Raw genomic sequence first — 21259 nt, 5'->3', positions numbered from 1 at the left:
TAAACTGCGCCGGCCCCCTCACCACAAGGGACTGCTGCGCCCTGAGATTTAACCCAACACCACCAACCGATTCGGCAATTCATTGCGTACCTGCGTCACCGGCACATGCACTTTGAGCAATTCGCCACACGCCTCGATGCAGGTGACAAACCCTTGCAGCGTGCGCCCCTGCCGCACCTGCTCGGTAAACGCCGCGACAATGGCATCCCAGCTTTTATTGTCCAGTCGCCGGGAAATCCCCTCATCCACCAGAATCTCCACGTACCGCTCAGCCTCGCAGACAAAAATCAGCATCCCGGTGCTGCCCACCGTGTGATGCAGGTTCTGTTCGAGAAACTGCCGACGCGCCAGATTCGAGGCGCGCCAGTGACGCACCCGGCGAGGCACCAGATGAGTGGTGATCTTGGGCAAGCGAAACAACAGGCACAGCACAATGAAAATGCCCCACTGCACCAGCAGCAGACTGCGCATGGTGAGCCAGCCGGTCAGGTAATGCACAACGCCTGGTACCACCAGCGCCAGCAGGCTGGCCCACAGCAACGGGATGTACGCGTAATCGTCGGCGCGGGCGGCCAGCACGGTCACCAGTTCCGCATCGGTGTCGCGCTCGACGCGGGCGATCGCCTCGGCGACTTTGCGTTGTTCGTGTTCAGTCAGTAATGCCATGTCAAAGAGTGCCTGCTCATTATTGTTGTGTGCTCACCAGCCGCCCGACGAACCACCGCCGCCGAAACTGCCCCCGCCGCCGCTAAAGCCCCCGCCTCCACTGCCGCCGCCAAAACCTCCACCGCCAAAGCCTCCGCCACCACCGGAGCCGCCACGGCCGGCGGGAAGGATACCGAGCATCTGGCAGACAAACACCGTCAGGATGAACAACATCACTAAAAACACGAACAACGTCGGGTGCCGCGAGATGAAATCATCAGAAGGATCACCGCCGGGTTCATACACCGTTGACGGTTCGTCCAGCGGATTGCCCCCCAGCACCACCAGCATCGCCGCGACGCCATCGCTGATGCCTTTGCTGAAGTGGCCGGTCTTGAACGCGGGGGTGATGACTTGATGGATGATCACCGACGCCTGCGCATCGGTCAGCCGGTCCTCCAGGCCATAACCGACTTCAATGCGCAATTTGCGCTCGTCCCGGGCGACGATAAGCAATGCGCCGTTGTTTTTGTCTTTCTGGCCGATGCCCCAGTGCCGGCCCAGTTGCACGCCAAAATCTTCGATGGTGGTGCCTTGCAGATCCGGCAGCGTCACCACGACCAATTGCTCGCCGGTCGCCTGTTCGTGCGCCTGCAACTGCTGGCTCAGTTGCGCACGCACTGACGGCTCGATCATCTGCGCGTCATCCACCACCCGCCCGCTCAGCGCCGGGAACGTCAACTCGGCCCGGGCGCTGACGGCGAACAGCCACAGCATCAGCACCAGGCCCATTTTCAACACACGCATGGGCAACCTCGGATCAGAACTTCACTTCGGGCGCCTTTTCTGCACCGGGGGTGGTGGCTTCAAAGGTTTCGCGGATCGGCAGGTCGCTGTACATCACGCTGTGCCAGAGGCGTCCCGGGAAGGTGCGGATTTCAGTGTTGTATTTCTGCACCGCCAGAATGAAATCGCGCCGCGCCACGGCGATACGGTTTTCCGTGCCCTCAAGCTGCGACTGCAGGGCCAGAAAGTTCTGGTTGGCCTTCAGGTCCGGATAACGCTCAGAGACCACCATCAAACGGCTCAACGCGCCGCTCAGTTGATCCTGTGCCTGTTGGAACTGCTTGAGCTTTTGCGGGTTGTCGAGGGTGCTGGCATCCACCTGGATCGACGTCGCCTTGGCCCGCGCCTCGATCACGGCGGTCAGGGTCGCCTCTTCATGCTTGGCGTAGCCTTTCACCGTTTCGACCAGATTGGGGATCAGGTCGGCGCGGCGCTGGTACTGGTTCTGCACTTGGCTCCAGGCCGCTTTGGCCTGCTCGTCGAGGGTCGGGATGTTGTTGATGCCACACGCGGTCAATAGCGTGGCCAGCACCAGCAATGTGGCGACCTGCAGACGCGAGCGGTTGATTGGGCTGACATTCATCAAAGTGATGCTCCTTGGCACATTTCATTAAAAACCGTCGGCGAAAACTTCGGGACCGGCTCTTGGGGCATAATCGGCCTCGTCACTGGAATGCGACGGGCGAATGGGCTAAAAAGTGCCCTGCGCGTTCACGCTACCGAGTGTCGGCTGTGGTTTTTTGGCTCGGTATTTTTGAGCCGGCACCCGAACAACAATAGTCGCTCCCAACATTTTGGCTGGCCGGCATTGCATTGCCGCTTGGGCCCTTGAGAAAAACATTCATGAAGAAGCTGTGTTTGCTGGGTCTGCTCGTCAGCCTGGCCAGTCATCACGTATTGGCCGCCACGACCCCGGCGCCCCTGGAAAACAAGGACGCGTTCATCAGCCATCTGATGAGCCAAATGACCCTCGAAGAGAAGATCGGCCAGTTGCGCCTGATCAGCATCGGCCCGCAAATGCCCCGCGAACTGATCCGCAAGGAAATCGCCGCGGGCAACATCGGCGGCACGTTCAACTCCATCACTCGCCCGGAAAACCGGCCGATGCAGGACGCGGCCATGCGCAGCCGTCTGAAGATTCCGATGTTTTTTGCGTACGACGTGATCCACGGTCACCGTACGATTTTCCCGATTCCGCTGGCCCTGGCGTCGAGTTGGGACATGGACGCCATCGGCCTGTCCGGACGCGTGGCGGCCAAAGAAGCGGCGGCCGACAGCCTCGACATCACCTTCGCGCCGATGGTCGACATCTCCCGCGATCCGCGTTGGGGCCGCAGCTCCGAAGGTTTCGGTGAGGACACCTACCTGACCTCGCGCATCGCCAAAGTCATGGTCAAGGCTTATCAGGGCCAGACCCCGAGCGCCGCCGACAGCATCATGGCCAGCGTCAAGCACTTTGCCCTGTACGGCGCGGTCGAGGGTGGTCGTGACTACAACACCGTGGACATGAGCCCGGTGAAGATGTACCAGGATTACCTGCCACCGTACCGCGCCGCGATTGATGCCGGCGCCGGCGGCGTGATGGTCGCGTTGAACTCGATCAACGGCATTCCGGCCACCGCCAACACCTGGCTGATGAACGATTTGCTACGCAAGGACTGGGGCTTCAAAGGCCTGGCGGTCAGCGACCACGGTGCGATCTTCGAGCTGATCAAGCACGGCGTGGCCCGCGACGGTCGTGAAGCGGCGAAGCTGGCGATCAAGGCCGGCATCGACATGAGCATGAACGACACCCTGTACGGCAAAGAGCTGCCGGGCCTGCTCAAGTCCGGCGAGATCGAACAGAAAGACATCGACAATGCCGTGCGCGAAGTGCTCGCGGCCAAGTACGACATGGGCTTGTTCAAGGACCCGTACCTGCGCATCGGCAAGGCTGAAGACGATCCGGCCGACACCTACGCCGAAAGTCGCCTGCACCGTCGCGAGGCCCGTGAAGTGGCGCGTCGCAGCCTGGTGCTGCTGAAAAACCAGAACGAAACCCTGCCGCTGAAGAAAACCGCGAAAATCGCGCTGGTCGGTCCATTGGCCAAGGCGCCGATCGACATGATGGGCAGTTGGGCGGCGGCCGGTAAGCCGGCGCAATCAGTCACGCTGTTCGACGGCATGAGCAACGTGATCGGCGACAAGTCGAACCTGATCTACGCCCGTGGCGCCAACATCACCAGCAACAAGAAAGTCCTCGACTACCTGAACTTCCTCAACTTCGATGCACCGGAAGTGGTCGATGATCCACGCCCGGCCAGTGTGCTGATCGACGAAGCGGTGAAAGCCGCCAAAGACGCTGACGTGGTCGTTGCGGCAGTGGGCGAATCCCGCGGCATGTCACACGAATCCTCCAGCCGCACCGACCTGAACATCCCGCAAACTCAGCGTGAGTTGATCCGAGCCCTGAAAGCGACCGGCAAACCGCTGGTACTGGTGCTGATGAACGGCCGCCCGCTGACCATCCTTGAGGAAAAGGAATCGGCCGACGCCATTCTGGAAACCTGGTTCAGCGGCACCGAGGGCGGCAACGCCATCGCCGATGTGCTGTTCGGTGACTACAACCCGTCGGGCAAACTGCCGGTGACCTTCCCGCGCTCCGTCGGGCAGATTCCCACCTACTACAACCACCTGAGCATTGGCCGGCCGTTCACGCCAGGCAAACCGGGCAACTACACCTCGCAGTATTTCGACGACACGACCGGCCCGCTGTTCCCGTTCGGCTATGGCTTGAGCTACACCGATTTCAGCCTGAACGACATGGCACTGTCGTCGACCACCCTGAACGCCACCGGCAAGCTCGACGCCAGTGTCACGGTGAAAAACACCGGCAAGCGCGACGGCGAAACCGTGGTGCAGTTGTACATTCAGGACGTCACCGGTTCGATGATCCGCCCGGTGAAGGAACTGAAGAACTTCCAGAAAATCATGCTCAAGGCCGGCGAACAGAAAGTCGTGCACTTCACCATCACCGAGGATGACCTGAAGTTCTACAACGCTCAGCTCAAGTACGCGGCAGAGCCCGGCAAATTCAACGTGCAGATCGGTCTTGATTCGCAGGACGTGACGCAGCAGAGCTTCGAATTGCTGTAACTATTGAGGCCACACACGCCTGTGTGAGAGGGGCCTTTGTGGGAGGGGGCTTGCTCCCGAATGCGGTGTATCAGCCAAATAAATGCTGAATGACATGCCGCCTTCGGGAACAAGCCCCCTCCCACATTGGAATCCACTGGTTTCGGAGCTGGCGTTAACCGCGCCTGTCCAGCAGGTTGACCACCAACCGATCCACCCACCCCCACACCCGCTGCTTGACCCTGTGCCACAACGGCCGACGCTGCCACTCCTCCAGACTCACCCGCTGACTCAAGCCGAAGTCCTTCTCGAAACTCGCCCGCACCGCCGCCGTCAACGACGGATCGAGTGCCTCCAGGTTCGCCTCCAGATTGAAACGCAGGTTCCAGTGATCGAAGTTGCACGAGCCGATGCTCACCCACTCGTCCACCAGCACCATTTTCAGGTGCAGGAAACACGGCTGGTATTCGAAGATCTGCACCCCGGCCTTGAGCAGGCGCGGGTAGTAGCGATGCCCGGCGTAGCGCACGGACGGGTGATCGGTGCGTGGGCCGGTCAGCAGTAAACGCACATCGACACCACGGGCGGCGGCCTTGCGCAGGGAGCGGCGGATTTTCCAGGTCGGCAGAAAATACGGCGTGGCCATCCAGATGCGTTTCTGCCCACTGTTCAGGGCGCGGAACAGCGACTGCAGAATGTCGCGATGCTGGCGGGCGTCAGCGTAAGCCACGCGGCCCATGCCCTCGCCTTTATCCGGCACACGGGGTAACCGCGGCAGGCCAAAATGCGCGGCCGGGCGCCAGGCGCGACGATAGCGGTTGGCGATCCATTGCCGGTCGAACAGCAATTGCCAGTCGATGACCAATGGACCGCTGATTTGCACCATCACCTCATGCCATTCGCTGGTGGCATGGCCTGGGGTCCAGAACTCGTCGGTGACGCCGGTGCCGCCGACCACTGCCGAACATCGGTCAACCAGCAGCAGCTTGCGATGATCACGATAGAAATTGCCAACCCAGCGCCGCCAGCTCAAACGATTGTAAAAACGCAGTTCGACCCCGGCCTGGATCAGGCGCTGGCGCAGAGAATGGGTAAACGCGAGGCTGCCGTAATCGTCGAACAGACATCGCACACGCACGCCGCGCTCGGCCGCCAGCACCAGCGCTTGAACGATGGTTTCGGCACAGGCGCCCGCCTCGACCAGATACAGCTCAAGTTCGATCTGTTCTTTGGCCTGGGCAATGTTCTGGAGCATGCGCGCAAAGAATTGCGGGCCGTCGATCAACAACTCGAAGTGGTTGCCGTCACGCCACGGAAACACTGCGCCGCGCATGTCAGCGCGCCGTGAAGATCAGCACCGCACCCACCGGCACCGACAGGCTGATGGCCGACAGACCGGCCAGTTTGCGCAAGCTTTCAATCCCCGGAGCGAGATCGAAATCCTCAGCATTGATCACCAGCGGCTCCAGCGTCACCACTTGGAAACGGCGGTCATCCAGACGTGTGGCGAGCAACTCGGCCGGATATTCATGTTGCTTGCCGTGCAGGTTGACGGTCAGCGGCAAACGTAATTCAAGCTGAGCGCCAGGGGCCAGATCGTTGATCGGGCGCAGGTCGATCCGGGTGGTGATGGTCGCCGCGGGAAACTGCTCGATCTGGAACAGCTCCTTGCGCATACGCTCGTCACGCAGGGGGATGCCGCTGTTGATCGAATCCAGCTCGACTTCGACTTCGGCGCGACCATTGGGGTCGACTTTGCCGTGCAACACCAGAAAGCGCTGCACTTCGGCAAGGCTGGCGTTTTTCGTGCTGACGAACGACAGCCGCGACGACTCGCCATCCAGGTACCAATTGGCCTGCGCTGGCAGCGCAACGGCGGCCAAAAACAGGCTGGACAGGGTTGCAAACAGGGAACGGTTGAACATTAAAGACTCGTGGGGCCAATAAACCTGAGCCGAACATTAACCGCCCGTGGCGTTATTGCAAACTTTCAATCCCCACCAGTCCATTGACTGGAAAAGTTCCCGTGGGCGGGCTTGCTCGCGAAAGCGCCGGCACAGGCAACATTTGTGGTGACTGACACACAGCCTTCGCGAGCGAGCCCGCTCCCACCGGGGGACGAGCACATCAAGGATTGAGGCGGCAGCCTTGGCGTTCGCCCAACCACCGGGCACTGTTGCTGCGCCCCATGCCGCTGACGGTGATGGTCTTGCTGGCGGGCTCATCGGTGAAACGGCTGGTCGGCAGCCACTGTTTCACATAGCCCCGGCAGTATTCGGCCTCGTTGCTCATCACGTAGCGACACGAACAATATTCCTTGGCGGTGTAGGCACTGATGATGTCGGGAAAGGCCCACAGGTTTTCGCGTTCATATCCGACCCAGCCCAACAGCATGACCGACAGCACCAGCAAGAAGCGCTTCATGGCTGCACCGCCTCCAGCACGCGTTTGATCAATTCGTTGTGGCGATAGCGGCCGTCGCGATCATCGGCGTAGCGCACGATCACCAGGTTTTCGCTGGGGATGACGTACAAGGCCTGGCCCCAATGGCCGAGGGCGGCAAAGGTGTCGGGCGGTGCGTCGGGCCACGGCGATGGCGCGCCGTCCGCCGGGCGATTAAGCCACCAGTGGCCGCCGGGGACGGCTTCGTCCTGATGGGCCTTGTAGCCGGCGAAGGGTTTGAGGTTGAAGGCGAGCCAATCCCTGGGCAGCAATTGCCGATCAGCCCAGCGCCCGTCGCGGGCCATCAACAGACCGACCCGCGCCAGATCCCGTGCGGTCAGGTAGGCATAAGACGAGGCGACAAACGTACCGCTGGCATCGCGTTCCCACACGGCATGACGGATGCCCAACGGGTCGAACAGGGCCGTCCACGGATAGTCCGGATAACGCGGCGGACCGACAATGGTTTTCAGCGCGGCCGACAACAGATTGCTGTCGCCGCTGGAATAACGGAACGCCTGTCCCGGTGCCGCAAAGCGGTCATGATTCGCCGTGAACGCTGCCATGTCGCGATGACCACGGGTATAAAGCATCGCCACCACCGAGGATTTGAGCGGCGCGTATTCGTAGTCTTCCTGCCAGTCGAGGCCAGAGGCCCAGTGCAGCAGATCGGCCATTGTGATGGCGGGGTGTTTTTCCAGCGCCGGGTAAAACTTCACGGCGGGATCATCAAGCCTGAACAGGCCTTCGCCGTACGCCACACCCAGGACTGTGGCCATCAGACTTTTGCTGATCGACCAGGTCAGGTGCGGGGTGTCGGCAGTGGTCGGGCCGGCGTAGCGTTCGTAGACGATCTGGCCATCGCGGATGATCAGCAAGGCGTCGGTGCGGACACCTTGGCGAGTGGTGTCGTCGCGGGGCGGGAAAGCGTAGGCCTCCAGTTTCTCAACCGCAGGGCCAGTGAGCTGCGGGCCCGTCGGCCATTGCTCGCCGGGCCATTGCCCGGCCTGAACGGTGAAGCTGATCAGCAGCAGGAGCAGGCCTTTGAACATGGTGAGAGCTCTTGAAAATAACCTGCTGAGGGTAGTCGGGGTTTATGACAGATGTGTGGTGTTTTCAGGGCCTCTTCGCGAGCAAGTGTTCGAGTTCCTTCAGTTGAAATGCAATCAAACTGTGGCAGCGGGCGTGCTCGCGAAGAGGCCGGTCAGGCCTGCGCCAAAGCCTTGGCCAACCGCTTGGCCCTGGCCCCCGAAGCCAATTGCATCACGCCTTGATCACGCTGCCACATCGCCGCCCACTCGGAATGTCCCTCGCTCAACGCTAGATCGACTTCAGGCTTGAGCGCGTCAAACTGCGCAAACAACCCACCCAGCAACACATGCCCGGCCCGGGTATTGGGTGGCTGGCGACTCATTTCGGCACACCCGGCCAACAACGCCAGCAAGCGTAATTGCAGCGCTTGTGGCCAATCGCTGTCCTGCCCGACGCCATACAACCACGCGGTCATCGCACTCAACACATAGACATCTTCCAGGGTGCGGAACGGTTTGACGTAAGCATCCCAGCCATCCCCGGCGAGCAATTCGCACAGGGCGCCATCGAGGTGGAGCCGACCATGGCTGATGTCCGGCATCAACGGCAGCGCCGGCAGTTTTTCCACACGCACACCGGGTTCGCCGGGATACACCACCGCCAGGCTCAGGCGCGGCGTCTGGCCGGGTTCTTCACTGCGCGCGGCGATCAGCAGCCAGTCCGCCGCATCGCCAGCGGTGACGAAATCCTTGCGCCCGCTCAGATGCAAATCGGTCAGCCGCGTTTGCATATCCGCCGGGCGCAAACTGCGCTGTTCAGTCGCACACAACGCCCCAAGGCTCAGCGGTGCGCTGGGCCAAAGCATGCGCAACGCCGCTTGATAACCGACCAGAAACGCCAGCCCCGGCGTTGCCATCAACCGCCCTCCCGCCACCGCCAATTCGAACGGCGTGACGTTGCCCAGCGTGTGCAACAACGCCGCAAAACCTTCCGCCAGGTCAGCAACGACGGGCAATCGTTCACGGCTTTCAAGCAGATCGGGCCAAGGCATAAGAGGCTCCTCGTGGGTTGTCATATAAGCATCACCAAACGTTCATGGCGATGACACCGGGGCTACATAGCCTGACTTTGCACAACACGGCTGCATAAAGAAAGTCGATCGGCTGCAACCCACGACGGGTTAAAGGCCCGTACGGAGATTCACATGACTCAGATCGCCCGCATCAGCGACACCGGCAATGAACGCCGCCTGCAAGCCGAACGCCTGATCGGCGCCGAGGCCTTGCAGCAAGCCCAGGCCTTGCGCTTCAACGTCTTCAGCGGCGAGTTCAACGCCAAACTGAAAGGCGCTGAACGAGGTCTGGACATGGATGATTATGATGTTCACTGCAGCCACATCGGTGTGCGAGACCTGAACACCGGCCGCCTGGTGGCGACCACTCGTTTGCTCGACCACACCGCCGCCAGCAGCCTGGGCAAGTTCTACAGCGAAGAAGAATTCAGCCTGCATGGCCTGGCGCATTTGAAAGGCCCGATCCTGGAAATCGGCCGCACCTGCGTCGACCCGGCCTACCGCAACGGCGGCACCATCGCCGTGCTGTGGGGCGAACTGGCCGAAGTGCTCAATCAGGGCGGATACAGCTATTTGATGGGCTGCGCGAGCATCCCGATGCAGGACGGCGGCGTGCAGGCTCACGCGATCATGCAGCGTCTGCGTGAACGTTATCTGTGCACCGAACATTTGCGTGCCGAGCCGAAAAATCCGCTGCCGGCCCTGGATATTCCCTCCAACGTGATTGCTGAAATGCCGCCGCTGCTCAAGGCCTATATGCGCCTGGGCGCGAAAATCTGCGGCGAGCCGTGCTGGGACGAAGACTTCCAGGTCGCCGACGTGTTCATCCTGCTCAAGCGCGATGAACTCTGCCCGCGCTACGCCAAGCACTTCAAGGCAGCGGTGTAATGCGCCGTTTGCGGGTGTACGCGCGAGTCGCGCGAGTGCTGCTGGTGGTGACGCTGGGGTTGACCATGGCCAGTGTTTTCGGGATGTTTGAGCGCATTGGCCTGGCCCATTCGATGGAGCGCCGGCAGCGCTGGTCGCGCTTTTTCATGGCGCGCCTGAGCAACGCCCTGCCCTTTCGCGTGAGCGTTCACGGCGAGCTGCCGAAACAGCCGATGCTGTGGGTCAGCAACCACGTTTCATGGACGGATATTCCGCTGCTCGGCATGCTCACGCCGCTGTCGTTTCTGTCCAAGGCCGAAGTACGCACCTGGCCGGTCGCCGGTTGGCTCGCGGCGAAGGCCGGCAGCCTGTTCATCCGCCGGGGTTCGGGCGATAGCCAGTTGATCCGCAAGCAGATGACCCGTCACCTGCAAACCGACCATCCGCTGCTGATGTTCCCGGAAGGCACCACCACCGACGGCCGTTCGCTGCGCACCTTTCATGGTCGCCTGTTGTCGGCGGCGATTGATTCCGAGGTGATGCTGCAACCGGTAGCGATCCGTTATCTGCGTGACGGTGAAATCGACGCGTTGGCACCGTTCATTGGTGACGATGACCTGCTGTCGCACTTGATGCGTCTGTTCAGCAATGACTGCGGCGATGTCGAAGTGCATCTGCTCAAGCCGATTGCCTGTCAGGGGCGCGAGCGGGCGGCGCTGGCGTTCGAGGCACAGCAGGCGGTGCAGAAGGCGTTGTTTGGGGCGATCCCGGACACCCAACAGACCCCGATGCGCCCGGCAATCGCGGCCTGATACACAGGCTCCCACAGCGGCCGTGCCCCCTGTGGGAGCAAGCTCCCACATCAGGTTTTCAAGGGCTCGGCGTGTCGGGCGAAATCCTGAAGTTGTGGGTAGAACAACGCAAAATCCTCACTCAACGGCTCATACAAACGCCGCAATTCCTGCATCGCACCCGCCAGCTCTTGCGGCCGGGTCAAGCGTCGGGAGATCCCGCGCAACACCTGCTCCAGCACTTCAAACTCCTGATACGACCCCAGCCAGTCATTGGCAACCATGTGCGGCGCGATCTTCGCCAGACGCTCGGGCAGTTGTCGCTCAAGCGATAGCACCCGATAGACGTCCGTCGTGAACTGCTCCAGCGGCTGCTCGGCGTACAAACGCCAGTCTCGCGCCAGACAATGGTCGAAAAACACGTCGAGGACGATCCCGGCATAACGTCTTCGAGTAGCGCAAAACCGCCGCAACGCGACGTCCACCTGCGGATGGCGATCAGTGAAGACATCAATCCGCCGGTGCAACTGGATGGCCGCCTCGACCTCCGGCGCAAACTGCCCCTGCAGCCGGCCTTTGACGAAGTCGCCATACAAACTGCCGAGTAATTGGCCCGGGCGCTGGCCACCGAGGTGCAAATGTGCGAGATAGTTCATGGGCGCAGCTTAGCACTGCGCCTTCATCGTTAAACTCAATGTATCGTTATAACCCGATATACCGATTTATACGGTCGTCAGATCAAAAACATATTGGTATATCGCGAAATACCGATTTAAAGTTCGCCTCATCGCGATATAGCGCTACAGACATCACGAGCCCAAGCCATGAACCTCGACCTCGACGAAATAATAAAAGCCCTGGCACACCCAGTACGACGAGACATCCTCATCTGGCTGAAAGACCCCAAAGTCCAGTTTCCGGAACAGATTCACAACCACGAGTACGGCATCTGTGCCGGGCAGATCGACCAGCGCTGCGGCCTGTCGCAGTCGACGGTGTCCGCCCACCTCGCCACGCTGCAACGCGCCGGGCTGATCAGCAGCCAGAAGGCCGGTCAGTGGAACTTCTTCAAGCGCAACGAGGACGTGATTCAGGCGTTCCTCGACGCCATCGTCAAAGAGCTCAGCGCTCCCCCAAGGAATTGATGCACATGCCCCTCTCGCTACTTATTCTGGCCTTGAGCGCCTTCGCCATCGGCACCACCGAGTTCGTCATCATGGGCCTGCTGCCCGATGTGGCGGCCGACCTCGGTGTGTCGATCCCGGGCGCCGGCTGGCTGGTGACCGGTTACGCCTTGGGCGTGGCCATCGGTGCGCCGTTCATGGCACTGGCCACCGCCAAACTGCCGCGCAAGGCTGCATTGGTTGCGTTGATGGGCATCTTCATTGTCGGCAACCTGCTCTGCGCCATTGCAGGTGATTACAACGTGCTGATGTTTGCCCGTGTCGTCACCGCGCTGTGCCACGGTGCATTCTTCGGTATCGGCTCGGTGGTGGCGGCCGGTCTGGTGGCACCGAACAAACGCGCTTCGGCAGTCGCGTTGATGTTCACCGGCCTGACCCTGGCCAACGTGCTGGGAGTGCCGTTGGGGACTGCGCTGGGTCAGGAAGCCGGCTGGCGTTCGACCTTCTGGGCAGTGACCGTCATCGGTGTGATTGCGCTGATCGGCCTGATCCGCTTCCTGCCGGCCAAGCGTGACGAAGAAAAACTCGACATGCGCGCCGAACTCGCCGCCCTCAAAGGCGCCGGCATCTGGCTGTCGCTGAGCATGACCGCGCTGTTCGCAGCCTCGATGTTCACCCTCTTCACCTACGTCGCCCCGCTGCTTGGCGATGTCACCGGTGTTTCGCCAAAAGGCGTGACCTGGACCCTGCTGTTGATCGGCCTCGGTTTGACGGTCGGCAACATCATCGGCGGCAAACTGGCAGACAAACGCCTGGGCGCCACCCTGATCGGCGTGTTCGTGGCGATGGCAGTGGTTTCCACTGTGCTGAGCTGGACCAGCGTCGCGCTGATCCCGACTGAAATCACCCTGTTCCTCTGGGCGACCGCTTCCTTCGCTGCCGTGCCGGCCCTGCAAATCAACGTGGTGACCTTCGGCAAGGCTGCACCGAATCTGGTGTCGACCCTGAATATCGGCGCCTTCAACGTCGGTAACGCCCTCGGCGCCTGGGTCGGCGGCAGCGTTATCGCCCACGGTTTCGGGCTGACCAGCGTGCCTCTGGCCGCAGCCGCCCTGGCAGTGCTCGCCCTGCTGGTGACCCTGATTACTTTCCGTCAGAACGGCAATGCCGGTCTGGCTCCTGCTACCCACTGATTAACCACTTCACTGACGAGGGTTGTACACATGGCAACTATTTTCGATCCGATCAAACTGGGCGACGTCGAGCTGTCCAATCGCATCATCATGGCCCCGCTGACCCGTTGCCGCGCCGACGAAGGCCGCGTGCCGAACGCGCTGATGGCCGAGTATTACGTGCAGCGCGCCTCTGCCGGCCTGATTCTGAGCGAAGCGACTTCGGTGACACCGATGGGCGTCGGTTACCCGGACACCCCAGGCATCTGGTCGAACGATCAAGTGCGCGGCTGGGCCAACGTGACCAAAGCCATTCACGGCGCTGGCGGCAAGATTTTCCTGCAACTGTGGCACGTCGGCCGGATTTCTCACCCCTCGTACCTCAACGGTGAGGCGCCGGTCGCACCGAGCGCCATCCAGCCCAAAGGTCACGTCAGCCTGGTGCGCCCATTGGCCGACTACCCAACCCCACGCGCACTGGAAACCGCTGAGATCGCCGACATCGTCGACGCCTACCGCACCGGTGCCGAGAATGCCAAAGCCGCCGGTTTCGACGGTGTGGAAATCCACGGTGCCAACGGTTATCTGCTCGACCAGTTCCTGCAAAGCAGCACCAACCAGCGCACCGACAACTACGGTGGTTCCCTGGAAAACCGTGCCCGCCTGTTGCTGGAAGTGACTGACGCCGCCATCGAAGTCTGGGGCGCAGGGCGTGTTGGTGTTCACCTGGCACCGCGCGCGGACTCCCACGACATGGGCGACGACAATCTGGCTGAAACCTTCACTTACGTGGCTCGCGAGCTGGGCAAACGTGGCATCGCGTTTATCTGCTCCCGCGAGAAAGAAGGCGCCGACAGCCTCGGCCCGCAACTCAAAGCAGCTTTCGGTGGCCCGTACATCGCCAACGAACGCTTCACCAAGGACAGCGCCAATGCCTGGCTGGCGGCCGGCAAGGCTGACGCCGTGGCGTTCGGCGTGCCATTCATTGCCAACCCGGATTTGCCGGCACGCCTGAAGGCCGATGCGCCGCTGAACGAGCCGCGTCCTGAGCTGTTTTACGGCAAAGGCCCGGTTGGCTACATCGACTATCCGACGCTGTAACTCTTAATGCAGGAACGCAAAAGCCCCGACTCGCAAGAGCCGGGGCTTTTTCTTGGGGCCCGGTATTGGGGCCGCTAACATTCCTTCACACAGGCGACACAAATTCCCTACAAAATGCGTGGCTGGCTACCGATAAACTGCGAACCGCAAACGTATATAAAAACGGGCCAATTGACATAAGCTGTGCCCATTACGCGCTTGTTTTCATCGGCGCAAACTGGGGCTCAGGCGCAGCATGTCCAACCCTGTATCGACCCAGCGCTCGGCTTCGGCATGCAGTTCGAAGCTGTCCGGGGCCAACAGCCAGCCATACAGGAGGCCATCGATATAAGCATGAATGCTGATGGCCGCTCGGGCAGTGTCGAGATCTTCTGGCAACTGGCCGCGATTCACCGCATTACGCAGGGTCAGCCCGATACGCACATTGCAATCGAGACTGGCCGTCCGGCGCTGCTGGCGCAGATCGCACATTTCATCGGTGAATTCGCACTTATGAAACAGAATTTCGTTGATACGCCGGGTCTTCGGGTCCAGAGCAACTTGATGAAACAAATGAATCAGCAGCTTACGCATGCAGCCCAGCGGGTCGAGTTCATCCTCGCTCTCACTGGCCTTGGCCAGTTCATCCAGCGGCTCGTGCAAGCTATCGAGCATGGCCTGGACCAGGTCGGCCTTGTTGCTGAAATGCCAATATATGGCGCCGCGCGTGACGCCGGCCATGCTCGCTATATCCGCCAGCGTCGTACGAGCGACGCCCCTTTCATAGAAGGCTTTCTCTGCCGCTTCCAGAATCTGGCTGCGGGTTTCTTGAGCTTCCTCTTTGGTACGACGGACCATGACAGTAAAACCTCAAACAGGATGTTTCAGGGATGGCTGAATATCCGCTGAATAAAGAGGGGGCGATCTCTCGCGGATCGACTCCCCGGCCTACAATTTCGAACCTTGCGACGTTTTTTGTAACAGGGTGGATACGACGCCAAGGTGTTTACAAACAACCATGAACGTAAGTATATTCATTAGCAAGCTACTTATCCACCCGGCAGTTTTTTTTACTTCCACACTTCTTGTGCGCTTTTCGCGCGCCTGACCCGAGGATTTTCATGCAATTCAAGCCAGCTGTTACCGCTCTGGTCACTGCCGTCGCCCTGGCATCGCTGCTCAGCGGATGTAAAAAGGAAGAAGCGGCCCCAGCCGCTCCGCCTCCTCAGGTCGGCGTCGTCACCCTGCAACCACAAGCCTTCACCCTCACGTCCGAACTGCCGGGCCGCACCAGTGCGTTCCGCATCGCTGAAGTTCGCCCTCAGGTCAACGGCATCATTCTCAAGCGACTGTTCAAGGAAGGCGGTGACGTTAAAGCCGGCCAGCAGCTGTACCAGATCGATCCGTCGGTCTATGAAGCCACCCTGAAAAGCGCCGAAGCCAACCTGCGTTCGACCAAGTCGATCTCCGACCGCTACAAGCAACTGGTCGATGAACAGGCCGTCAGCCGCCAGGAATACGACACCGCCGTGGCCAACCGCATGCAATCGGAAGCGTCGCTGCAAAGCGCGCAGATCAACGTGCGTTACACCAAGGTTTATGCGCCGATTTCCGGCCGTATCGGCCGCTCTTCGGTGACCGAAGGTGCGCTGGTCAGCAACGGCCAGACCGACGCCATGGCGACGATCCAGCAGCTCGACCCGATCTACGTCGATGTGACCCAGTCGTCAGTTGAATTGCTGGAACTGCGCCGCGAGCTGGAAAGCGGTCGTCTGCAAAAATCCGGCGACAACGCTGCAGCGGTCAAGCTGACCCTGGAAGACGGCAGCCAGTACAAGCTCGACGGTAAGCTGGAATTCTCCGAAGTATCGGTCGATCCGACTACCGGTTCGGTAACCCTGCGCGCGGTCTTCCCGAACCCCGACCACACCCTGCTGCCTGGCATGTTCGTCCGCGCCCAGTTGCAGGCTGGTGTCAACGCCGCCGCCATTCTGGCGCCGCAACAAGGCGTGACCCGCGACCTCAAAGGCACCCCGACCGCACTGGTCGTCGGCGCCGACAACAAGGTCGAACTGCGTCAGCTCAAGGCCAGCCGCACCGTCGGCAGCAAATGGCTGATCGAAGACGGCCTGAAGGCTGGCGATCGTCTGATCACCGAGGGGCTGCAATACGTGCGCCCTGGTGTTCAGGTCAATCCGACCGAAGCGACCAATGTTGACACCAAGAACCCGGCCCCCGCACAGGCAGCTGACAAAGCCGCTGGCGGCAAAGGGGAGTAACCCATGTCAAAATTCTTCATCGACCGTCCGATTTTCGCCTGGGTAATTGCCTTGGTGATCATGCTGGTCGGGGCACTATCGATCCTCAAGTTGCCGATCAACCAGTACCCGAGCATTGCGCCACCGGCCATTGCGATCTCCGTGACCTACCCGGGCGCTTCGGCGCAAACCGTGCAGGACACCGTGGTTCAGGTGATCGAACAACAGCTCAACGGTATCGACAACCTGCGTTATGTGTCGTCGGAAAGTAACTCCGACGGCAGCATGACCATCACCGCGACCTTCGAGCAAGGCACCAACTCCGACACCGCGCAGGTGCAGGTTCAGAACAAACTGAACCTCGCGACTCCGCTGTTGCCGCAGGAAGTGCAGCAACAAGGTATCCGTGTGACCAAGGCAGTGAAAAACTTCCTCATGGTGATCGGCGTGGTGTCGAGCGACGGCAGCATGAACAAGGACGACCTGTCCAACTACATCGTGTCGAACATGCAGGACCCGATCTCGCGCACTGCCGGTGTCGGTGACTTCCAGGTCTTCGGTGCCCAGTACGCGATGCGCATCTGGCTCGACCCGGCCAAGTTGAACAAGTACAGCCTGACCCCGTCTGATGTCAGTGCCGCGATTTCGTCGCAGAACGTTCAGGTTTCCTCCGGTCAGCTCGGTGGTTTGCCGGCGCTGCCTGGCCAGCAACTGAACGCCACGATCATCGGCAAGACCCGTCTGCAAACGGCCGAGCAGTTCAAGGCTATTCTGCTGAAGGTCAATCAGGATGGTTCGCAAGTGCGTGTCGGCGACGTTGCTGACGTGCGCCTGGGCGGAGAGAACTCCAGCATTTCTGCCCAGTTCAACGGCAAACCGGCTTCCGGTCTGGCGGTGAAACTGGCCAACGGTGCCAACGCCCTCGATACAGCCAAAGCGCTGCGCAAAACGATTGACGATCTCAAGCCGTTCTTCCCGCAAGGCATGGAAGTGGTGTTCCCGTATGACACCACCCCGGTGGTGACCGAGTCGATCAAGGGTGTGGTTGAAACCCTGGTTGAAGCGATCGTACTGGTGTTCCTGGTGATGTTCCTGTTCCTGCAGAACTTCCGCGCCACCGTCATCACCACGATGACCGTGCCGGTGGTATTGCTCGGCACGTTCGGCATCCTCGCTGCCGCCGGTTTCAGCATCAACACGCTGACCATGTTCGGTATGGTGCTGGCCATCGGCTTGCTGGTGGACGACGCGATCGTCGTGGTGGAAAACGTCGAGCGCGTGATGGCCGAAGAAGGCTTGTCCCCGAAGGAAGCGACCAAAAAGTCCATGGGCCAGATCCAGGGCGCATTGGTCGGTATCGCCCTGGTTCTGTCGGCGGTACTGCTGCCGATGGCGTTCTTCAGCGGCTCCACGGGTGTGATCTACAAGCAGTTCTCGATCACCATCGTTTCGGCGATGGCCCTGTCGGTACTGGTTGCGCTGATTTTCACCCCGGCGCTGTGCGCCACCATGCTCAAACCGATTGCGAAAGGTGAACACGACACACCGAAAAAAGGTTTCTTCGGCTGGTTCAACCGCAACTTCGACCGTGGTGTCAGAAGTTATGAGCGCGGTGTCGGCAACATGCTGCAGCGCAAAGCCCCGTATCTGTTGGCCTATTTGCTGATTGTTGTCGGCATGATCTGGCTGTTCACTCGCATTCCAACCGCGTTCCTGCCGGAAGAAGACCAAGGCGTATTGTTCGCGCAGGTGCAAACCCCGGCCGGTTCCAGTGCCGAACGCACCCAAGTCGTCGTCGACGAGATGCGTTCCTACCTGCTGGATAAAGAGGCAGGCGCAGTGGCGTCGGTGTTCACCGTGAACGGTTTCAACTTCGCCGGTCGCGGTCAGAGTTCGGGTCTGGCGTTCATCATGCTCAAGCCGTGGCACGAACGTGACGCCAGCAACAGCGTGTTCGCGCTTGCACAGCGTGCCCAACAACACTTCTTCAGTTTCCGCGATGCGATGGTGTTTGCCTTCGCCCCGCCAGCGGTACTGGAATTGGGTAACGCCACCGGTTTCGACGTGTTCCTGCAGGACCGCGCCGGTATCGGTCACGAAAAACTGATGCAAGCACGTAACCAGTTCCTCGGTCTCGCGGCGCAGAGCAAGGTGCTCTACCAAGTACGTCCGAACGGCCTGAACGACGAACCGCAATACCATCTGGAAATCGATGACGAGAAAGCCCGAGCCCTTGGTTTGAGCCTTTCCGACATCAACAGCACGCTGTCGATTTCCTTCGGTAGTAGCTACGTCAACGACTTCATCGACCGTGGTCGGGTCAAGAAGGTTTACGTGCAAGGTCAGGCTGGCGCTCGCATGAGCCCTGAAGACTTGAAGAAGTGGTACGTACGCAACAGTGCCGGGACCATGGTGCCGTTCTCCGCCTTCGCCAAAGGCGAGTGGATCTATGGCTCGCCGAAACTGGCCCGTTACAACGGCGTAGAAGCGATGGAAGTGCTCGGCTCTCCGGCGCCGGGTTACTCCACCGGTGAAGCGATGGCCGAAGTCGAAGCGATTGCCAAGAAGCTGCCGGCCGGCGTCGGTATCTCCTGGACCGGTCTGTCCTACGAGGAACGTCTGTCGGGCTCGCAAGCGCCAGCGCTGTACGCCCTGTCGCTGCTGATGGTGTTCCTGTGTCTGGCGGCGCTGTATGAAAGCTGGTCGATTCCGATCGCGGTCATGCTCGTGGTGCCACTGGGGATCATCGGTGCACTGTTGGCCACCAGCCTGCGCGGTCTGTCCAACGACGTGTACTTCCAGGTGGGCCTGTTGACGACTATCGGTCTGGCGGCTAAAAACGCCATTCTGATCGTCGAATTCGCCAAGGAACTGCATGAGCAAGGGCGCAGTCTGCGCGATGCGGCGATTGAAGCGTGCCGCATGCGTCTGCGACCGATCATCATGACCTCGCTGGCCTTCGTACTCGGTGTTGTACCGTTGGCGATCTCCACCGGCGCAGGTTCAGGCAGTCAACATGCGATCGGTACTGGCGTAATCGGCGGTATGCTTACGGCCACGATCCTGGCGATCTTCTGGGTCCCACTGTTCTTCGTCACCGTGTCGTCCATTGGCCAGCGCAAAAACGCCGGCAAGGATGACGCCAAAGAAACTCCTAAAGAGGCTGGCCAATGAGCAAGTCGCTACTCTCCCTCGCAGTCGCCGCCTTCGTGCTGAGCGGTTGCTCGCTGATACCTGATTATCAGCAGCCTGAGGCTCCGGTCGCAGGCCAGTACCCACAGGGCCCGGCGTATTCGCCGGCCCAGGCACCGGCGCAAGCTGCTGCCGAGCAGGGCTGGAAGCAGTTTTTCCATGACCCGGCCCTGCAACAGCTGATCCAGGTCTCGCTGGAAAACAACCGCGACCTGCGTGTTGCGGCACTGAACATCGACGCTTATGCGGCCCAGTACCGCATCCAGCGCGCCGACCTGTTCCCGGCGGTTTCGGCCAATGGCAGCGGCAGTCGTCAGCGTCTGCCGGCGCGTGCGTCGCAGACCGGCGAGTCGATGATCAGCAGCTCCTACTCCGCCACGGTCGGCGTCAGTGCCTACGAACTCGACCTGTTCGGTCGGGTTCGCAGCCTGAGCGAACAAGCGCTGCAACAATACTTCGCCACCGAAGAAGCGCGCCGCAGCACCCAGATCAGCCTGGTTGCCAGCGTCGCCAATGCGTATATGACCTGGCAGGCCGACAAAGAACTGCTCAAGCTGACGCAAGACACCCTCGGTGCCTTCGAAGAAAGCTTTAAGCTGACCAGCCGCAGCAATGAAGTCGGTGTCGCTTCGGCACTGGATCTGGCTCAGTCGCGTACCTCGGTGGAAAACGCCCGTGCCCAATTGGCGCGTTATACCCGTCAGGTCGCGCAGGATGAAAACAGCCTGACCCTGCTGCTCGGCACCGGTATCCCGGCCAATCTGCAAGCGGCCAAACCGCTGGCCGACGACCTGCTCAGCGACGTACCGCCCGGTCTGCCCTCGGATCTGCTGCAACGTCGTCCGGACATCATGCAAGCCGAGTACAACCTGAAGGCCGCCAACGCCAACATCGGCGCAGCGCGGGCAGCGTTCTTCCCGAGCATCAGCCTGACCGCCAACGCGGGCAGCCTGAGCCCGGATCTGTCCGGCCTGTTCAAGGGCGGTTCGGGTACGTGGCTGTTCCAGCCGCAGATCAACCTGCCGATCTTCAACGCCGGCAGCCTGCGCGCCAGCCTCGACTACGCCAAGATCCAGAAGGACATCGGCGTGGCGAACTACGAGAAGGCGATTCAAACCGGCTTCCAGGAAGTCGCCGATGGCCTGGCCGCCCGCCAGACCTACACCGATCAGTTGCAAGCGCAGCGTGACTTTGTACAGGCCAACCAGGATTACTACCGCCTGGCCGAACGTCGTTATCGCATCGGCGTCGACAGCAACCTGACCTTCCTCGATGCCCAGCGTCAGTTGTTCAGCGCGCAACAGTCGCTGATCACCGACCGCCTCGCGCAGCTGACCAGTGCGGTCAACCTGTACAAGGCCCTGGGCGGTGGCTGGAATGCGCAAACCGCGCAGAACGAACCGCTGAAAGAAGAAGCACCGAAGATGAAGCTGTTCTGATCATCCGGTGAATACAAGAGCCCGCCATTTGGCGGGCTTTTTGTTGCCGGCAGGAAAGTCGTGGGGCCGGCACAACCACCACAAAGCCGCAATTAATCTTGCGTTCGATAATCGCCCAAAACCCGCTTTCCCCAATTGAAACCCCACTGCCGCGCCCCGCACCATTCGCTCCACAAAACCAATAA

General features: G+C 60.7%; 19 protein-coding genes. 9 read left to right on the top strand and 10 right to left on the bottom strand.

The genetic code is table 11. The features are described from left to right. Positions 1-48 precede the first annotated feature (48 nt). Genes AACY02_RS03035 through AACY02_RS03025 form a run of 3 tightly spaced genes read right to left on the bottom strand, consistent with a single transcriptional unit; the run spans position 49 to position 2074 of the window. The gene (locus AACY02_RS03035) at positions 49-666 is read right to left on the bottom strand and encodes a TPM domain-containing protein (RefSeq protein ID WP_339430691.1); all 618 of its coding nucleotides are present in this window, start codon (positions 664-666) and stop codon (positions 49-51) included. A gap of 33 nt (positions 667-699) precedes the next feature. After that, a complete protein-coding gene (locus AACY02_RS03030; RefSeq protein WP_339430690.1) occupies positions 700-1452 on the bottom strand; it encodes a TPM domain-containing protein in 753 nt (250 codons plus the stop codon). 13 nt (positions 1453-1465) lie between these two features. Continuing rightward, positions 1466-2074: a LemA family protein gene (locus AACY02_RS03025; protein WP_339430689.1), complete on the bottom strand. Its 609-nt coding sequence runs from the start codon at positions 2072-2074 to the stop codon at positions 1466-1468. A 260-nt stretch (positions 2075-2334) separates the two neighbouring features. Between AACY02_RS03025 and bglX the strand changes: the two genes are divergently transcribed. Then, on the top strand, positions 2335-4626 hold the full coding sequence (gene bglX / locus AACY02_RS03020; protein ID WP_339430688.1) for a beta-glucosidase BglX: 2292 nt from the start codon (positions 2335-2337) through the stop codon (positions 4624-4626). Between the two features lie 154 nt (positions 4627-4780). Here bglX and AACY02_RS03015 read toward each other — a convergent pair whose 3' ends face one another. The 5 genes from AACY02_RS03015 to AACY02_RS02995 form a co-directional block, all read right to left on the bottom strand. Beyond that, complete coding sequence (locus AACY02_RS03015) at positions 4781-5938, bottom strand: phospholipase D-like domain-containing protein (protein ID WP_339430687.1); 1158 nt, start codon at positions 5936-5938, stop codon at positions 4781-4783. Between the two features lies 1 nt (position 5939). Then, the gene (locus tag AACY02_RS03010) at positions 5940-6530 is read right to left on the bottom strand and encodes a YceI family protein (RefSeq protein ID WP_339430686.1); all 591 of its coding nucleotides are present in this window, start codon (positions 6528-6530) and stop codon (positions 5940-5942) included. A 202-nt stretch (positions 6531-6732) separates the two neighbouring features. Beyond that, positions 6733-7029, bottom strand: coding sequence for an amidase (locus AACY02_RS03005; RefSeq protein WP_339430685.1), 297 nt, complete (start codon positions 7027-7029; stop codon positions 6733-6735). Next, positions 7026-8099: a serine hydrolase domain-containing protein gene (locus tag AACY02_RS03000; protein WP_339430684.1), complete on the bottom strand. Its 1074-nt coding sequence runs from the start codon at positions 8097-8099 to the stop codon at positions 7026-7028. Before AACY02_RS03000 ends, AACY02_RS03005 begins: the two co-directional genes overlap by 4 nt. A 152-nt stretch (positions 8100-8251) precedes the next feature. Then, complete coding sequence (locus tag AACY02_RS02995) at positions 8252-9130, bottom strand: acyl-CoA dehydrogenase family protein (RefSeq protein WP_339430683.1); 879 nt, start codon at positions 9128-9130, stop codon at positions 8252-8254. 153 nt (positions 9131-9283) lie between these two features. Between AACY02_RS02995 and olsB the strand changes: the two genes are divergently transcribed. Continuing rightward, positions 9284-10039 (top strand): L-ornithine N(alpha)-acyltransferase, encoded by a 756-nt coding sequence (gene olsB / locus AACY02_RS02990; RefSeq protein ID WP_339430682.1) that lies wholly within the window; start codon positions 9284-9286, stop codon positions 10037-10039. Beyond that, a complete protein-coding gene (locus tag AACY02_RS02985) occupies positions 10039-10830 on the top strand; it encodes a lysophospholipid acyltransferase family protein (RefSeq protein WP_339430681.1) in 792 nt (263 codons plus the stop codon). Before olsB ends, AACY02_RS02985 begins: the two co-directional genes overlap by 1 nt. A 50-nt stretch (positions 10831-10880) precedes the next feature. Here AACY02_RS02985 and AACY02_RS02980 read toward each other — a convergent pair whose 3' ends face one another. Then, a complete protein-coding gene (locus AACY02_RS02980) occupies positions 10881-11465 on the bottom strand; it encodes an acyl carrier protein phosphodiesterase (protein WP_339430680.1) in 585 nt (194 codons plus the stop codon). Positions 11466-11633: 168 nt separating this feature from the next. Here AACY02_RS02980 and AACY02_RS02975 point away from each other — a divergent pair, with 168 nt between their 5' ends. Genes AACY02_RS02975 through AACY02_RS02965 form a run of 3 tightly spaced genes read left to right on the top strand, consistent with a single transcriptional unit; the run spans position 11634 to position 14206 of the window. Then, positions 11634-11954: an ArsR/SmtB family transcription factor gene (locus tag AACY02_RS02975; protein ID WP_221731397.1), complete on the top strand. Its 321-nt coding sequence runs from the start codon at positions 11634-11636 to the stop codon at positions 11952-11954. A gap of 5 nt (positions 11955-11959) precedes the next feature. Beyond that, positions 11960-13126, top strand: coding sequence for an MFS transporter (locus AACY02_RS02970; protein WP_339430679.1), 1167 nt, complete (start codon positions 11960-11962; stop codon positions 13124-13126). 30 nt (positions 13127-13156) lie between these two features. Beyond that, a complete protein-coding gene (locus AACY02_RS02965; RefSeq protein WP_339430678.1) occupies positions 13157-14206 on the top strand; it encodes an alkene reductase in 1050 nt (349 codons plus the stop codon). Positions 14207-14410: 204 nt separating this feature from the next. Here the strand turns inward: AACY02_RS02965 and emhR are convergent, their stop codons facing one another. Further along, positions 14411-15043: an efflux system transcriptional repressor EmhR gene (gene emhR, locus AACY02_RS02960; RefSeq protein ID WP_221731400.1), complete on the bottom strand. Its 633-nt coding sequence runs from the start codon at positions 15041-15043 to the stop codon at positions 14411-14413. A 263-nt stretch (positions 15044-15306) separates the two neighbouring features. Here emhR and emhA point away from each other — a divergent pair, with 263 nt between their 5' ends. The 3 genes from emhA to emhC are packed head-to-tail and all read left to right on the top strand — an operon-like array spanning position 15307 to position 21074. Then, on the top strand, positions 15307-16464 hold the full coding sequence (gene emhA / locus AACY02_RS02955; protein ID WP_339430677.1) for an efflux RND transporter periplasmic adaptor subunit EmhA: 1158 nt from the start codon (positions 15307-15309) through the stop codon (positions 16462-16464). Between the two features lie 3 nt (positions 16465-16467). Next, the gene (emhB, locus tag AACY02_RS02950) at positions 16468-19617 is read left to right on the top strand and encodes an efflux RND transporter permease subunit EmhB (protein WP_339430676.1); all 3150 of its coding nucleotides are present in this window, start codon (positions 16468-16470) and stop codon (positions 19615-19617) included. Then, positions 19614-21074: an efflux RND transporter outer membrane subunit EmhC gene (gene emhC, locus AACY02_RS02945; RefSeq protein WP_339430675.1), complete on the top strand. Its 1461-nt coding sequence runs from the start codon at positions 19614-19616 to the stop codon at positions 21072-21074. The genes emhB and emhC overlap by 4 nt, the downstream gene beginning before the upstream one ends. Positions 21075-21259: the final 185 nt, after the last annotated feature.

This window comes from Pseudomonas sp. EA_65y_Pfl2_P78, from assembly GCF_963970495.1.
Classification (GTDB): Bacteria; Pseudomonadota; Gammaproteobacteria; order Pseudomonadales; family Pseudomonadaceae; genus Aquipseudomonas; species Aquipseudomonas baetica_A.
This window is presented reverse-complemented; position numbering and strand designations above follow the sequence as displayed.

Coding starts and splice junctions, on each gene's coding strand:
- AACY02_RS03000 (WP_339430684.1), bottom strand. CDS start 8,099: ATGTTCAAAGGCCTGCTCCTGCTGCTGATCAGCTTCACCGTTCAGGCC.
- AACY02_RS02970 (WP_339430679.1), top strand. CDS start 11,960: ATGCCCCTCTCGCTACTTATTCTGGCCTTGAGCGCCTTCGCCATCGGC.
- bglX (WP_339430688.1), top strand. CDS start 2,335: ATGAAGAAGCTGTGTTTGCTGGGTCTGCTCGTCAGCCTGGCCAGTCAT.
- AACY02_RS02975 (WP_221731397.1), top strand. CDS start 11,634: ATGAACCTCGACCTCGACGAAATAATAAAAGCCCTGGCACACCCAGTA.
- olsB (WP_339430682.1), top strand. CDS start 9,284: ATGACTCAGATCGCCCGCATCAGCGACACCGGCAATGAACGCCGCCTG.
- emhR (WP_221731400.1), bottom strand. CDS start 15,043: ATGGTCCGTCGTACCAAAGAGGAAGCTCAAGAAACCCGCAGCCAGATT.
- AACY02_RS02995 (WP_339430683.1), bottom strand. CDS start 9,130: ATGCCTTGGCCCGATCTGCTTGAAAGCCGTGAACGATTGCCCGTCGTT.
- AACY02_RS02980 (WP_339430680.1), bottom strand. CDS start 11,465: ATGAACTATCTCGCACATTTGCACCTCGGTGGCCAGCGCCCGGGCCAA.
- AACY02_RS03010 (WP_339430686.1), bottom strand. CDS start 6,530: ATGTTCAACCGTTCCCTGTTTGCAACCCTGTCCAGCCTGTTTTTGGCC.
- AACY02_RS03025 (WP_339430689.1), bottom strand. CDS start 2,074: ATGAATGTCAGCCCAATCAACCGCTCGCGTCTGCAGGTCGCCACATTG.
- AACY02_RS03005 (WP_339430685.1), bottom strand. CDS start 7,029: ATGAAGCGCTTCTTGCTGGTGCTGTCGGTCATGCTGTTGGGCTGGGTC.
- emhC (WP_339430675.1), top strand. CDS start 19,614: ATGAGCAAGTCGCTACTCTCCCTCGCAGTCGCCGCCTTCGTGCTGAGC.
- AACY02_RS02965 (WP_339430678.1), top strand. CDS start 13,157: ATGGCAACTATTTTCGATCCGATCAAACTGGGCGACGTCGAGCTGTCC.
- AACY02_RS03030 (WP_339430690.1), bottom strand. CDS start 1,452: ATGCGTGTGTTGAAAATGGGCCTGGTGCTGATGCTGTGGCTGTTCGCC.
- emhA (WP_339430677.1), top strand. CDS start 15,307: ATGCAATTCAAGCCAGCTGTTACCGCTCTGGTCACTGCCGTCGCCCTG.
- AACY02_RS03035 (WP_339430691.1), bottom strand. CDS start 666: ATGGCATTACTGACTGAACACGAACAACGCAAAGTCGCCGAGGCGATC.
- AACY02_RS02985 (WP_339430681.1), top strand. CDS start 10,039: ATGCGCCGTTTGCGGGTGTACGCGCGAGTCGCGCGAGTGCTGCTGGTG.
- emhB (WP_339430676.1), top strand. CDS start 16,468: ATGTCAAAATTCTTCATCGACCGTCCGATTTTCGCCTGGGTAATTGCC.
- AACY02_RS03015 (WP_339430687.1), bottom strand. CDS start 5,938: ATGCGCGGCGCAGTGTTTCCGTGGCGTGACGGCAACCACTTCGAGTTG.